The sequence below is a fragment of the Pseudomonas sp. BP6 genome (assembly GCF_017875935.1).
Classification (GTDB): Bacteria; Pseudomonadota; Gammaproteobacteria; order Pseudomonadales; family Pseudomonadaceae; genus Aquipseudomonas; species Aquipseudomonas putida_Y.
Window position 1 is genome coordinate 2,493,567 of sequence record NZ_JAGINI010000001.1, and the last position, 13,700, is coordinate 2,507,266.

At 61.4% G+C, this 13,700-nt stretch carries 12 protein-coding genes; 1 reads left to right on the top strand and 11 read right to left on the bottom strand.

What is annotated here, in order from left to right:
• Positions 1-7 precede the first annotated feature (7 nt).
• The 11 genes from J3A98_RS11385 to J3A98_RS11435 all read right to left on the bottom strand — a co-directional run bounded on the left by J3A98_RS11385 (position 8) and on the right by J3A98_RS11435 (position 12,075).
• Positions 8-1,429, bottom strand: a complete 1,422-nt coding sequence (locus J3A98_RS11385) for an undecaprenyl-phosphate glucose phosphotransferase (protein WP_176684286.1) — start codon at positions 1,427-1,429, stop codon at positions 8-10.
• A 178-nt stretch (positions 1,430-1,607) separates the two neighbouring features.
• Entirely contained in the window at positions 1,608-2,360 is a 753-nt protein-coding gene (locus tag J3A98_RS11390; protein ID WP_209966215.1) for a WecB/TagA/CpsF family glycosyltransferase, read from the bottom strand.
• Complete coding sequence (locus J3A98_RS11395) at positions 2,360-3,547, bottom strand: glycosyltransferase family 2 protein (RefSeq protein WP_176684288.1); 1,188 nt, start codon at positions 3,545-3,547, stop codon at positions 2,360-2,362. Before J3A98_RS11395 ends, J3A98_RS11390 begins: the two co-directional genes overlap by 1 nt.
• Positions 3,544-4,746, bottom strand: a complete 1,203-nt coding sequence (locus tag J3A98_RS11400; protein WP_176684289.1) for a glycosyltransferase — start codon at positions 4,744-4,746, stop codon at positions 3,544-3,546. Before J3A98_RS11400 ends, J3A98_RS11395 begins: the two co-directional genes overlap by 4 nt.
• A gap of 49 nt (positions 4,747-4,795) precedes the next feature.
• Entirely contained in the window at positions 4,796-5,800 is a 1,005-nt protein-coding gene (locus tag J3A98_RS11405) for a VirK/YbjX family protein (protein ID WP_209966217.1), read from the bottom strand.
• Positions 5,801-5,809: 9 nt separating this feature from the next.
• Entirely contained in the window at positions 5,810-6,787 is a 978-nt protein-coding gene (locus J3A98_RS11410; RefSeq protein WP_209966219.1) for a glycosyltransferase, read from the bottom strand.
• 5 nt (positions 6,788-6,792) lie between these two features.
• On the bottom strand, positions 6,793-7,317 hold the full coding sequence (locus J3A98_RS11415) for a serine acetyltransferase (protein WP_054888344.1): 525 nt from the start codon (positions 7,315-7,317) through the stop codon (positions 6,793-6,795).
• An 8-nt stretch (positions 7,318-7,325) separates the two neighbouring features.
• Positions 7,326-8,282: a glycosyltransferase family 2 protein gene (locus tag J3A98_RS11420; RefSeq protein ID WP_176684292.1), complete on the bottom strand. Its 957-nt coding sequence runs from the start codon at positions 8,280-8,282 to the stop codon at positions 7,326-7,328.
• Position 8,283: 1 nt separating this feature from the next.
• Positions 8,284-8,892 (bottom strand): acyltransferase, encoded by a 609-nt coding sequence (locus J3A98_RS11425; RefSeq protein ID WP_176684293.1) that lies wholly within the window; start codon positions 8,890-8,892, stop codon positions 8,284-8,286.
• 103 nt (positions 8,893-8,995) lie between these two features.
• Positions 8,996-10,462 carry a GMC family oxidoreductase gene (locus J3A98_RS11430; protein WP_209966220.1) on the bottom strand — a complete coding sequence of 489 codons (1,467 nt, stop codon included), beginning with the start codon at positions 10,460-10,462 and terminating at the stop codon, positions 8,996-8,998.
• A 236-nt stretch (positions 10,463-10,698) separates the two neighbouring features.
• Complete coding sequence (locus tag J3A98_RS11435; RefSeq protein ID WP_176684295.1) at positions 10,699-12,075, bottom strand: oligosaccharide flippase family protein; 1,377 nt, start codon at positions 12,073-12,075, stop codon at positions 10,699-10,701.
• 95 nt (positions 12,076-12,170) lie between these two features.
• Here J3A98_RS11435 and J3A98_RS11440 point away from each other — a divergent pair, with 95 nt between their 5' ends.
• Complete coding sequence (locus J3A98_RS11440; protein WP_209966222.1) at positions 12,171-13,697, top strand: O-antigen ligase family protein; 1,527 nt, start codon at positions 12,171-12,173, stop codon at positions 13,695-13,697.
• Positions 13,698-13,700: the final 3 nt, after the last annotated feature.

The window sequence follows — 13,700 nt, forward strand, 5'->3', positions numbered from 1 at the left end:
GCGTTGCTCAATAAGCCTGCTTACCCGTAAAGGCATTGAGCGTGCGCACCAGAATCACAAAGTCCAGCCACAACGACCAGTTGTTGATGTACTCGATGTCCGAGTCGACCCGCTGGATCATTTGCTCGATATCCTTGGTCTCCCCCCTGAACCCGCGCACCTGCGCCAAACCCGTCATGCCTGGCTTGATATTGTGGCGGGCAAAGTAGTCGACGATATCCTGCGAATACAGGGTGTCATGTTGCAAGGCGTGTGGCCGCGGCCCTACCAGGGACATTTCCCCGGTCAGTACATTGAACAATTGTGGCAGTTCATCAAGGCTTGTACGCCGGATGAAGGCACCGATTCGGGTCAACCGTGGGTCATTCTTCTGCGCCTGCTTGACCACCCCTTCTTCCGGTTGGTGAACATGCATGCTGCGAAACTTCCAGATACGGAACGATTCGCCTGTCCAGCCGGTACGTTCCTGGCGGAAGAACACCGGCCCGCGGCTATCGATCTTGATGGCCAGCGCAACAGCCAGCAGCACGGGTGATGCAAACAGCAAAATCAACGCGGCCAGCACCCGGTCCTCAAGGTTTTTCAAGAACAGGCTCATGCCCGTCAAGGGCGTCTCCGACAAGGTCAGCACCGGAATGCCGGCAATTTCCCGCACGCTGTGGTTGATCAGGCGCAACGAGAAGATATCCGGCACCCAGTTCACCGCAATGCACTTGTCGAGCAACTTGAAATACACGTCGTTGATGACCTCGGAGCCACCCAGTGGCGTCACCAGATACACCGTACGAATGCCGTGCTGGGCCACCAGTTCGTCGAGGTCGCCAATATGCCCCAGCACCGGCAGGCGCTGCTTGCCCTCGGCACTCTCCAGCCCCTGCCCGTCGCCTTTGTCGAGTAGCACGCACCCCAGCACCCGCTCGCCGAACCACGGGTTGTTGCTGATTTTCTGATACAGGAAGTTGGCCAGGTCACCGTTGCCGATGATCAGCGCATTGTCCAGGCGCGCATGCGCGCTAAAGCGCTTTTGCAGTTCGCGCACGGCAAAATGCAAGAATAACTGGGCAAAATAACCAATGACGAACAGTTGCACCACCAATAGCCGTGAATAGGTTTCGCTCTGTTTGGTCAGGAACGCCATGACGACCAGGAAGCAAAACGTTGCCGACCAAGCCTTGAACAGGCGGAACGCCTTGATCGAAAGCCCGACATTGGTGCGGTAGATCGCGTAATGATCATAAATGACTGCCAGTGCGCCAATCAGCAACAGCAGCATGATCACGTAATCGGATGTGATATAGCCGAACTGGTCGTAGATCAGGTACCAGGCAATACCGGTGACGGCAATACCATCGAGGCCGGCCTGGATGGCGTTACTGACACTGCTTCTTCTCTGGAGTAAGGAACGACTGCTTCTGGGTTCGAAAACCATTTCAGACCTCATCAAAATGAGCGTAGCAAGTGCCTTCCATCAAACAGCAAGTCTTGAAAACAGACTTATGCAAAGCCAGTGCAGCAGGTTCGTGGAGCCTTCAAGCCATTGATATCACTGTAGCAGCCACCCGCTAGTGGCGTATCCGGAATCACGGCTTGTGCGAATTTTGACCGATTCACAGGGTCCGCCTGGCCGAAACCGCCGCCCTCCGGTACAACAGGGTGCGCAACAGGAATAGCGGATTGCCCACCACATAACGCATGAACAGGCGCTTGGGCTCGCGCAGCAGGCGGTACAGCCACTCGCCCCCCAAACGCCGCAGCCATTCGGGGGCACGGCTGACCTTGCCGCCGAGAAAATCCAGGATCGCCCCACCGCACACGATCAGGCATGGCCCACCAGTGGCTGCCAACTCCGCTGCCACCGCCTCCTGCTTGGGCATGCCCATGCCCAGCACGATCAGCTCGGGCTGCTGCTTGCGGGCCAACTGCAGATAGGTTTCAACGCTGGCAAAGCCATCGTGAACCGACACTGGCACGATGCCAAACTCGGCTTTACAGCGCTGCGCAGCCTGGTCCAGGTAGGGTTGCCGGGTGCCCCAGAAGGCGACCTTGCGCCCTCGGTAAGCAGCCATGAGCCTGGGAATGAAGTCAGTGCCATTCATGTTGAGCCCGGGCTCCAGGCCCAGGCCGCGATACAGGATCGCCATGCCGGCGCCATCGCGCAGCAGCACATCTGCGGCCGACAGTGCCTGACTGTAGCCACCATCGCGCACCACCAGGTTCATCGCATGGGCGTTGACGAAACCCAGCACGGTGCCCGTGTCCGGCGTGGCCAGGCGGTCGAGCAGATGCTGCACGGCGGCGTCATCAGCGATCACGTCCAGTTGGTCGATCACTCGCTTCCAGCGATTCTGCCACTGAGCCATCAGTCGTCATCCCGTTTTGAACGCACCCATTCAACCTGGCGCTTGATCAGGAAACTCAGGTACAAGGGAATTTTCCTGGCCGCGTAGAACGGCGCGTACAACAACACCGAAAACGGTATCACTTCACGACAGAAGCGCGCCCAGGCCAACACCACGGCAAAGGCCAGCAAGGCCAAACCGGCCAAGGCGAGCCACGCGGGCAGCGCCAGGCCGAACAGCAGGTACGCCAGCCAGGTCACCAGGTTAAGCCCGAGCAAGGCCAGTACCAGCAACGCCAGGGGCGGTACCAGCAGGTCCAGGGTCAAGGCCGCCAGGCTAGCGTTACGCTGGGTGATTGCAGCCTTCGCCCGTTTGGGTGCGTCGGCGAGCATCAAGCCCAGATGGCCATGCTCCCAGCGGGTGCGTTGGCTGTTGAGGCCTTGCTGACTGAGCGGGAACTGGCTCGTGACCAGTGCCTCGGGGCAGAAAGCAGGGGGCTTACCCTGCTGGCAAAGGTCCAGGCCCAGCTTCACATCCTCGACCAGATGACCATTGGCCAGGTTGATCAGGCTCAGATCGTGCCAGCCGAACGCCATGCCCGCGCCCATCAACTGGCATGGCAGTCCCAGGCGCGCCCAGCCGCGTGGCCGCACCAGGTTCTTGACCCGCCAGGCAAACTCGGCAACCTGCACTCTCAACCCGGCACCTGCCGGTGCACGCATCAGGTACAGCGACTGTACCGGGCGCCCAAGTTCGAGGCAGCGGCGCGCCAGGCAGTCGATCGCCCCCTCGCCCACCTGACAGTCGGCATCCACCACGATGACCACCTCGGGCGGCCGCTGAGCCAGGTGGCGCACGCCGAAATCCAATGCGTAACCTTTGCCGCGCAAGCGCGTATCGCGGCGCTCTACCACTTCGGCGCCGGACGCGCGTGCCAACCGGGCCGTGTCATCCGAACAGTTGTCTGCCACGACCAGCAAGCGGTCGCCGTCCAGCAGCTGCGGCGTAACGCTGGCCAGCATCGCACGAATGACCAACGCCTCATCGTGGGCGGGCACCAACACCGCCACTCGCGGGCGCTCGCCAATGCCCTCGGGCCTTGACCGCGCCGGCAGGCACGCCAGCAACACTTGCAGCACCAGGACCAACACCGGCACCAGGACGATGATCGCCAACAGGCCCAGTAACCAACCCAATACACTTATCATGCGTATGCCTTGAAATAGCCGGCCAGCCTGGCCGCCTCGGTGTCGATGTCATGCCGTTGCACTACACGCTGGTAGGCCACCTCGCCCATGCGCTGCAGTACCTCGGCCGGTTGCGCCAGGCAGTCGGCCATGGCTGTTGCCAGCTCGTCCACGGCACCGGCAGGGAACAACCAGCCGTTTTCGCCAGGCCGCACCAGCTCGGGGATACCCGCTACATAGGTGGTCAGCACGGGCCGGCGCAAGGCCATGGCCTCCATGATTACCACGGGCAAGCCCTCGGCGAAGCTGGGTAGCACCAGCGCACGGGCGGCCAGGATTTCCTCGCGTACCTGCGCACTGCTGATCCAACCGGTGATACGCACTTGCTGCTGCAAGCCGTGCCGGGCAATCAAGGCCTCGATCTGCTCGCGCATTTCACCGTCACCCGCCAGCACCAGCTCGAAGGCGATCGACTGGGCAGCGAGACAGCGCGCCGCTTCCAGCAACAGCAGCTGGCCCTTCTGTTCGCACAGGCGCCCGACACACACCAGCCTTGGTGCCGGCGGCACATTGACCGGCGCCACCTCATGAAAGCCACGCTCCAGGCCGCAATGCACCACCTTCACCTTGCCCCACTGCTCGTGCGCCACCCAACGGTACAGCTGGCTGCGCCCGTACGAGCTCACCGCCGCGACAAAGGCGGCGCGCCGTACTTTCTCACCCAAGTGCAGGAACTGTGGTTTGTCGAATTCTTCAGGGCCGTGCACGGTAAAGCTGTATGCCGGCCCGCCCAGGGCGTTGGCCAGCATGACCACTTCAGTAGAGTTGGTGCCGAAATGCGCGTGCACATGTGTCGCCTCCCCTGCCTGCAACCACTGCAGCACCTGGCAGGCCTCGGCCAGGTAGACCAGGTGGTAGGGCCAGGCACGGTCGGCCCGCAAGCCGAGGCGCATGGCCAGCCACAGCGCCTGGAAAAACCGCCGCGGCTGCGTACGCAGTACCTGCCACGTCGGTGCCAACAACCCCTTGAGCCCACCTTGCAATACGTAGCGGGTCTTGCCCCGTTCGGTTGTGTCCTCGGCATCCTGCACTTCGGCGTCCCACCCACGCAGGGCTATACGTTGCACCTCGACCCCTTGGCGCTCCAGCGCCAGAATTTCGCGACGGATGAAACTGTGACTGACTTTCGGGTACTGATTGATGAAGTAAGCAATGCGCATACGAATCCAGATCCAAACCCGCTTGATGACCAACCTTCCCTGGCAACCTTCACTTCAGGCTGTCGACTACGGGCGGTCCGTCTACTGCCGATGCACTCACAGCAAATGCATCCCCCTGTTTTCCTTGTAGTCCAAGGTTGTGATTGCTGCTTGGCAATGCTGCCTGCAAACGGGTGAAAACATCGTCGAGCAATGCCTGGCGGCGGCGGTACATCGCCCGTTTCTTGGCCGGGATGTCAGTTTCCGCCCGTTGCGCCGGCGCTAATGGCAGGCTGAAAAAATCCTCACGGTCAGACGCTGTGGCACCGTGTTCTTGCCAGATCACGTCGTAGTTGGCCGCCAGGTCCTGGCCCTTGTCGCTGCCAAAATAGGGATGGCGATGGTGCCGGCAGGCGTCGCTGACGGCATACAGCTGCGTCACACCCAGGGTCCTGCACAGGCATTTCAACGCTTCGAGCAACAGGCTGCGTGGCCGCAGCCCTTCGAAGTCCTTGGTCAGGTCACGGTAGATGGCCAGCGAGGTTTCGCTGTCGACGCCTTTGTGGATGCCCTGCACCGCACCGATGAACAGACTTGTCTCACCCTGGCCGCGGCCCAGGGTGAAGGCCAGGGATGCCACACGCAGGTCGGCCTGGAACAAGTTAAGCACCAGTTCGCCTTCGCGCTTGAACCAGATTGGCCGGTCCAGTACCAGGCAGCAGCCCGGCGAATGGCTGGACAGGTCACACAGCCTCAGGTTTTCGTCGCGGCCCAGCAACAGCAACGCCGGGAATTGCCCCGCCACCCGTTCAAAGTGTGAAGCCACCACATCCAGACGCTGTGGCGCCTCCCAGCATCGGCTGATGTAAGGCCATTGCACGACACCGATACAATCCACACCCAGACGCTGCAGACCATGCGGGCCCAGCGCCGCCGTCATGCGCTGCATGAACCCGTTCAGCTCAGGCCACTGCCTGGCGATCTGCCGCGCCAACTTGTACTTGTTGTGCAACGCCCGCAACGAGTATCCCGGTTGCAAGATAAACACGCTTTTCACGAGGGTGCCGAGCTTCATGGGTTTCTCTCACTTGTACTCGATCAAAGCCGATTTGCCAGCCGCAAGACGGTGGCGCAGGAACTTCAGCTGGCCGAGCATTTCCGGAAACTTGCCCAACACCAGGAACACAGCCTGCAGCCAGTTCTCGCGCGTCGACTTGCCGCCGCGGCGGGCCAGGCGCACGGCCTGCAGTGGGTAGATCAACAGCAAGAGCAGGCCCCAGCCGCCCAGCAGCAGGCAGGCCAGCGCGATCACCAAAGGTATGCCCAGGCCCCACAACCAGGCCCGACGTGACTCGCGCAGCCAGTGCCGCTCGGGTGGCTGGCCATGCAAGTAGGCGCCCTCGGCATAGGCATGCCCAGCGCGCAGGCTACGCCGCCACCACTGGCTGAAACGGGTCATGTCGGCATCGTGCAGCGTCATCTCGGCAGCCAGTCGCCAGACTTTCCAGCCGTTGGCCCGCAAACGCACGCACAGTTCCGGCTCTTCTCCGGCGATCAGGTCAGGACGGAAGCCACCCACGGCAGCAAAGGCGTCTGCCCGCATCAGCGCATCGCCGCCACAGGCCTTGGCCTCACCGACCGGGGTATCCCATTCCAGGTCGCACAGCAAGTTGTACACCGAGCGCTGCGGGAAGCGCTCACGCCGGCGACCACACACCACTGCCACTGTGGGGTGCTGCTCAAGAAAAGCCTGCGCAGTGGGCAGCCAGGTGGCATTCACCTCGCAGTCGCCATCGACGAACTGTACCAGTTGCATCGATGGCAACAGGCGCTGCAAGGCGGCAAAACCTTCATTGCGGGCGCGTGCGGCAGTGAACGGGATACTCATGTCCAGCGCCAGCACTGCCACGCCAAGGTTGGCGGCCAATTGCAGCGAACCATCGGTGGACCCCGAGTCGACGTACATGACCTTGTCCGCCCCCTGCGCCAGCGAAACAAGGCAGCGCTCGAGACGCTGGCCCTCATTGCGGCCGATCACCACCACGCCGATCACCGTTGCCATAGGCCTCACTCGACCGATGCCGTGGCGGCCGGTTGCCGGGCCTTGATGATGGCCGGCACCCCCACTGCCAGTGAATTGTCAGGCACATCTACCAGCACGACGGCATTGGCGCCGATGATGACGTTGTTGCCGATGCGAATACTGCCCAGCACCTTGGCCCCGGTACCAATGTCGACGTTATTGCCGAACACCGGGGCAATCGGCTCGTCGACATTCTTCAGGCCCACCACCACGCCGTTGCGGATACGGCAGTCATCGCCGAAGCGGGCATAGCCGCTGACAACGATGCCGCCAAAATGATCGATGACGAAGTTGCGCCCGATCACCACCTCGCAAGGCAGTTCGATACCGGTGATGATCTGGACGAACTTGAACAGCACCTTGTAGATGAGCGAGCACAGTTTGCGCAGCAGTGCCGGGCGCAGCGTATAACGCCAGCGGCCAAAGCGGTACACCAGCAATACCCAGAAGCCCTGGGCGCCCCAGTCCCCGCCATGGGCACGCAGGTCGGCGCGAATATTCTCGAACATGGCTCCACCTACCTTGTCGGTTGGCTGGCGTACCGGGTCTTGAACAGCAATGACCAGGTTGCCCGGCAATGACGCCAGCAGGCTTGGATGGCGCCCCAGCCGCGTCGTTTCAACAGCGCCTTGAGTGCCAGCACCAGGTCGCCCAGCGTGACCAGCAGCATGTGCAGGGCCAGCCCCGCCACCCCATGATGCTTGCGGAAGTACAGCAGCTCGCTTTCGATCTGGTAGGACGAGATCTGCCGGCTGGCGGCCTCCAGCTCCGCCACCGACTTGGAACTTTCGCCACCGATGTGCACCACCGTGGTATGCGGGTAGTACACCACTTTCCAGCCCGCCTCCTTCACCCGCTTGCAGTGGTCCACCTCTTCGTAATAAAGGAAGTAGCGCGGGTCGAACAACCCCACCTTGTCGAGCACTTCGCGGCGCACCAGGTAGAAGCAGCCGGGCAACCAGTCACATTCGCGCACCGAAGCGTGGTCCCAGTTCATGTCGTCGACCATCTTCAGCCCTGGGAAGAACCGCCCCAGCCCGGTGCGCCCGACGAACACATTGAGCGGCGTGGGGAAGTAGCGACAACTGGGCTGCAGGTCGCCATCGCGCCCCTCCAGGCGCACCCCCAGTACGCCGCACTCCGGGTGGGCGTCCATGTAGTCGAGCGTTTTCTGCAGTGAGTCGGTGGCAACGAAGGCATCGGTATTGAGCAGCAAGGCATACTTGCCCTTGAGGTGCGCCAACAACTGGTTGTTGGCCCGGCCGAAACCCACGTTCTGCTTGTTGCTCAGCAGCAGTGCCTCGGGGCACACCTGGGCCATGCGCTGCACCGAATCATCGCGCGAGGCATTGTCCACCACCAGGTAACTGGCCAGCCGCTCGCTGTCGGCCCGGCGCAGCGCATCGAACATCGGCTGCAGCAGTCCAGCGGTATTGAAGTTGACCACCATGACATCCACAGGTTTGCTAGCCATTTCAGCTGTCCCCGAAGAAATACTGACGTCTTTGCGCCATCAGCAGCGGTTCCACTTCCGGGTCGTAGGCACCGTTGCGCTCCTTCACCAGATCGATCCATGGGTAGGCTTCGCAACGTGCCTCGACCCGTTGGATCAGCTGCTCGGTGGTACAGATGAACACAGCCGGGTTACCACCATAGACAGTGCCTGGCGGCACGTCCTTGGTCACCACCGCCCCTGCGGCCACGATGGATTCAGGCCCGATGGTCACGCGAGGCATCACGATCGCACCATGGCCGATGAAGCAGTTGTCCTTGATGTCGATGAAGCCGACCGAATCCAGGTGCTTGCCAAAGCGATGCTCGATCAGCAATACCACCCCGTCGTGACCGATCAACGTGCAGTCGGACAAGCCCACGCTGTTACCGATACGTACCAGCGACGGGTCGAGAAACTTGCAGCCTGTATTGACGTAGAAATTGCTGCCGACCGAATGAAAGTTGCCCCATCGGGCCAGATAGGCCCCCCATTCAAGACCAGAGGGGTTGCAGAACCTCCTGTAGAATTTGCCACCTCGCCCGGTTGCATGGGCGTAATGCGCCACTGCCTTGCGTATCCATCCCTTCATACTGCCTGGCCTCGCGATCTGAACAATCTGGAGTGTCCTGAGGCGTTCCGGTCTCGTTCTTCTAGGTGCTGACCGCATCGCTCTCACCCGTGTACAACCTGCATCACGCTGCGGCGCTGCCGGCCGCTTTCATCTTGTTATCGAGGTGATCGGCCAGCCGCAAGGCAAATTGCAACAGCGGCATGGTCGGGTTGGAAGCGCCGCCCTTGGCAAAAATGCTGCTGCCGGCGACATACAGGTTTTCGGTACCGAACACCTTGCAGTTGGCATCGACCACACCGAACTGCGGCGAGGCGGCCATACGCGTGGTGCCCATGTGATGGGCATGGGGTGCCATTCTCAGCGGTATCGAGGTGTCGTAGACGAAATCGTTGAGCTTGACGAAACCCAGGTCCATGTCGGCGAACTGCTTGGCCAGTTCGCTGCCAATGCACTTGATGGTGTGCCGGTCTTCGGCGCTAAGCACCCAATTGACATTGACCTTGGCCACGCCCAGCGCATCCTTCTCGTCCAGCAGCGAGATGCGGCTGTGCAGGTTGGGGAACTGCTCGATCATGGTGCCGATCACGCCGTCACCGGGGCAGCTGAACTTGGCGACGAAGGCGACCTTGCTGGCAAACCCCATGTCGCAGGCCAGGCTCTCGAGAAAATACTTGACCTTGGCAGTGCGGCCATAGGTTCGCACATCAGCCAGCAAGGAGGCGGTGACATTGCCTTTACCGGCCTTGTACTCGTCGACGAAAGCATCGGTGGTGTAGTACTGGCGCGGTTCCGGGCTCTGCCCGGACTTGAGGATGAAAGTGCCCATTTCGATGTTCAGGTGTTCCATGAAACACCCGCCGACCAGCCCTTCCTTGCTCACCACGCCTGCGGCCACCAGGGTCTCGCTGTTCAACAGTTGCCGAGCATTCTCGATGGCGCCTGCGGCCAGAATGAAGTTGCTTGCCACCAGGCGTTGACGATTGCGCTCATAGTCGGACAAAACCACCGCAGCCAAGTGGCCGGAAGCCTTGTCGAACTCCAGGTCAACGCAATTACAGTGGATGAATACGTCCAGACCTGGGGTCTGTTCCAGTGCTGTAGCGTACTTTTGCGCAAAACGGGTCGGTGTGCTGAGCAGAAAGCAGTCCGCCTCGAAGTCACCGCCATCGAGGCCGGTATTCATCGCGCGAAATTCCGCGCCAGGCACCAGGTCGACAATCTCCATCGCTGCCGGCAGAAAGCCTTCGATCTCCGAGTAGGGAATTGGCCAACCCGGCAAGTCGCCTGGCGGGGCAACGGCAAAATCCGAAGGCGTGAATGGCCTGCACCGGCCAGCCCAGTGATTGGAGGTGCCCCCCAGGTAACGCAGGCGGGATTCCTCGGCATACAGCTCCAGGCCGGTGGATGAGCACGCGTACAAGTCTTGCGAGTACGCCGCATATTCGCGGCCCCCGCCTTCGGCGATCATTACGCTCCAGCCGGCGGCTGCCAGGCGCAAGCCCAGGGTTATACCCGCCGGGCCGGCCCCGATGATGCCGAAATCGTAGTGGTCGCGCAGCGCCTTCTGCTGCTGAAAGTCCTTGATCATGCTGACGCGTTCCGGAAGTAACGGGACGGTAATACCCAGCCGTTGATTACCACGAACCCGGGCTTTTCGACGGTCTTGCCAGCAACGGCCGCCGAGGCGCCGAACACTGCGCCCCCCACGCCGAGCAAGACACAGCTCTGGAGGAAGCCTCTACGACCCAACTGCGCAGTACAAAAAGTGAGCTTCCCCATGATCCCGTGACCTGTAGCCATGAAAGTTACACCCGGCAAACTGCGCTACAGCCAGTTGAAAAAGGCCGTCAGCAGTGCCCCGCACAGCGCCCCGACCAGCAACATCGGCAGTACCACCAGCTCACGTTTGAGGCTGAAGATATCCAGTTTGCAGTTCACGTACACAACCAGCACCAGCGTTGGCACAGCATGCAGGGCAACCCCCCAGATAGCCCACTCCACCCCGCCAATCGCCAGCAGCAGCGGCAACAGTCCCCACAACGAGACCAGGCGGATGATGTTGTCCATGGCCTGGTACTTGGTCAGGCCCAAGGCAATCCACACCTGATGAGCCAAGGTATAGCGCAATACGATGAACGATAGCGAAAGAATCGCCAGCATCGGCCCTGCTTCGCGGTAGCGATCGTCATACATCCAGCCAATCAGCAATGGGCTGGCGGTCAGGAACCCGCCACAAATGAACAGCACCAGCAGGTCGACCAGCAGCCGAAAGCGGAAATACAGCGCTTTCAGGCGCTGCTTGTCGTCGGCCCGGGCCGCTTCGCTGAAAGCAGGCAGCGCCACCGCGCCGACAATTTTCATGAGCGCGGTCTGCACCGCACCCAGGATCAGCACGGCGATCGAATACACACCCAGCTGCGCCGCCGACATGCTGGCACCAAACCACATGCGGTCGCCGTACATCGCCAGCACGCCGACCATCGACGACAACAGGATCCAGCGGCCAAACACGATCAGTTCGGTCAGCGCCGAACGGTCCCAGCGCAGGTGGTTGGTGGGCCCCTCCAGGGCGGTATGCCCCAGCACGGTCCAGACCACCGCCGAAACCAGGCCTGATAACACCAGCGCCCAGATCGAATGGGTCAGCAAGCCCAGCACCAGCATGACCACCAGGCCGGCCACCTGCGAGCCAAGGTCGACCAGCACCACGCGCTTTTGTTGGAAAGTTCGTACCGCCACATCTATCTTGGTGGACTGGAAACCCCAGATGGCCGCCGACAAGCCGGTTACTGCCAGCACCATCGGCAGTACGGGAGCGGCATAGGTGGAGTCGGCCGGCCACAGCTCGGCCAGTTGCGCCAACCAAGCCCCCAGGGCCAGCAGCAGGGTAAGGGCAAACAGCAGGAAACCGCGGATGATCTGCACGGTCCAGGCGGTATTGAGAAAATCCGGATCGTCACCACGGTGGCTCTGGATGATGTTCTGGCGCAGGCCGACATCGGAAAGCAAATGCAGCAGTATCGAAACAGTGGTGGCAATGACCATCACCCCGAACATTTCCGGCAGCAGCAAGCGGGCCATGATCAGATTGCCGCCCAGGCGCATCACCTGTGAAGCCACCTGCGAGACCAGGTTCCACGACCCGGCTCTCAGGGCCCGCTTGCGCAGGCTCGCGGCGGCTGACACATCAATCGACGGCATGACTTCAATCTCTGACTGATTGGCTAAAAGTCACTATAGTTTCAATTAGCCATGATGCTAGCCGTTGCCCACCAAGGGAAAGGTGTACATAGCCAATGCCTGAACATTTTCGTGCGTTGATCGTCATCCTGTTTTTGGCGAGCGTGGTCTTCCTGATGGCGCGGCGGCCTGCCACCGACCTGATTCCGCTCAGCGACTACAAGCGCCGGCGCAATCTGTGGTTCCTGCTGACGCTGCTGGCTTTTTTCTCGCACAGCTTCTGGCTGTACCTGGGTGTGGGCGCGGTCGTCCTTTGGCTAGCCGGGCGCCGCGAGCACAACCCCTTGGCGCTGTTCTACATGCTGCTGTTCCTGATACCGCCAGCCTCGGTACAGGTGCCCGGGTTTGGCGTGGTCAACTATCTGGTCGACCTGAACCATATTCGCCTGTTGACCCTCTGCGTGCTGCTGCCGGCCGCGCTGCACCTGCGCCGGCAAAGTGACACCCAGCGCTTTGGCCGCACCTGGGCCGATAAATTGCTGGCGGCCGGCCTGCTGCTGATGAGCGTGCTCTATTTGCGCGAAACCACCCTTACCGACACGCTGCGCCAGGCGCTGTACCTGTATGTCGACGTACTCCTGCCGTATTACGTGGCCAGCCGTGGCCTGCGCCAGATCAGCGACTTCAAGGACACCCTGCTGGCCTTCGTGCTCGCCTCTTTCGTCATGGCACTGATCGCCGTGGCCGAGTATGTGCGCCACTGGCTGCTGTACAGCGCCCTGGTCGACGCCATGGGCGTACCCTGGAGCATGTCCGGCTACCTCAGCCGTGGCGGTGCGTTGCGGGCGAGCGTCACCACCGGCCAGGCGATTGTATTGGGTTACGTGATGAGCGTGGCCATCGGCCTGTTCCTGTTCGTGCAGGGCTATGTGCAACGCCCACTGCACAGGGCCATGGGTGCCCTGCTGTTGGCCGCCGGGCTGTTCGCGCCATTGTCACGCGGCCCGTGGGTCGGCACCTTGGTCATCGTGGTGGTGTTCATCGCCTTGGGCAAAGGTGCCTTCAAGCGCCTGGCGCTACTAGGTGCGGCTGGCATGCTGGCGTTGCCCTTGCTGACCGTGGTGCCCGGTGGCGACAAGGTGCTGGACCTGCTGCCGTTCATCGGCAACCTCGAGAAAGAGAACATCACCTACCGCGAGCGGTTGATGGACAACTCCTGGATCGTCATCCAGCGCAATCCGTTGTTCGGCTCCTTCGACTTCCGCAACACACCCGAAATGCAGGCGATGATCCAGGGCGATGGCATCATCGACATTGTCAACACCTACATCAACCTCGCGCTGCGGGTCGGCCTGATCGGGCTAGGCCTGTTCGTGGCGTTCTTTGCCGTGGTGCTGCTGGGTATCCGTAGAGCCATGCTCAGCTTCGCCGACAAGGACGACGAGCGACGACAGCTCGGCCGGGTGTTGCTGGCAACGCTGATCGGCATTCTGGTCATCATCTTCACGGTCAGCAGCATCACCTTCATCCCGGTGGTGTACTGGTCTATTGCTGGCCTGGGCGTGGCCTACATCCAGATGGTTCGCCGGCTGCACAACAGCCAGGTCATGGAACTGGCAGAACCCGACCTACAACTCAGGTAAAGT

Bases quoted from the DNA above. Each gene is read 5' to 3' on its own strand.
- J3A98_RS11440 (WP_209966222.1), top strand. From the start codon at position 12,171: ATGCCTGAACATTTTCGTGCGTTGATCGTCATCCTGTTTTTGGCGAGC.
- J3A98_RS11395 (WP_176684288.1), bottom strand. From the start codon at position 3,547: ATGATAAGTGTATTGGGTTGGTTACTGGGCCTGTTGGCGATCATCGTC.
- J3A98_RS11410 (WP_209966219.1), bottom strand. From the start codon at position 6,787: ATGGCAACGGTGATCGGCGTGGTGGTGATCGGCCGCAATGAGGGCCAG.
- J3A98_RS11415 (WP_054888344.1), bottom strand. From the start codon at position 7,317: ATGTTCGAGAATATTCGCGCCGACCTGCGTGCCCATGGCGGGGACTGG.
- J3A98_RS11385 (WP_176684286.1), bottom strand. From the start codon at position 1,429: ATGGTTTTCGAACCCAGAAGCAGTCGTTCCTTACTCCAGAGAAGAAGC.
- J3A98_RS11405 (WP_209966217.1), bottom strand. From the start codon at position 5,800: ATGAAGCTCGGCACCCTCGTGAAAAGCGTGTTTATCTTGCAACCGGGA.
- J3A98_RS11400 (WP_176684289.1), bottom strand. From the start codon at position 4,746: ATGCGCATTGCTTACTTCATCAATCAGTACCCGAAAGTCAGTCACAGT.
- J3A98_RS11430 (WP_209966220.1), bottom strand. From the start codon at position 10,462: ATGATCAAGGACTTTCAGCAGCAGAAGGCGCTGCGCGACCACTACGAT.
- J3A98_RS11420 (WP_176684292.1), bottom strand. From the start codon at position 8,282: ATGGCTAGCAAACCTGTGGATGTCATGGTGGTCAACTTCAATACCGCT.
- J3A98_RS11390 (WP_209966215.1), bottom strand. From the start codon at position 2,360: ATGGCTCAGTGGCAGAATCGCTGGAAGCGAGTGATCGACCAACTGGAC.
- J3A98_RS11425 (WP_176684293.1), bottom strand. From the start codon at position 8,892: ATGAAGGGATGGATACGCAAGGCAGTGGCGCATTACGCCCATGCAACC.
- J3A98_RS11435 (WP_176684295.1), bottom strand. From the start codon at position 12,075: ATGCCGTCGATTGATGTGTCAGCCGCCGCGAGCCTGCGCAAGCGGGCC.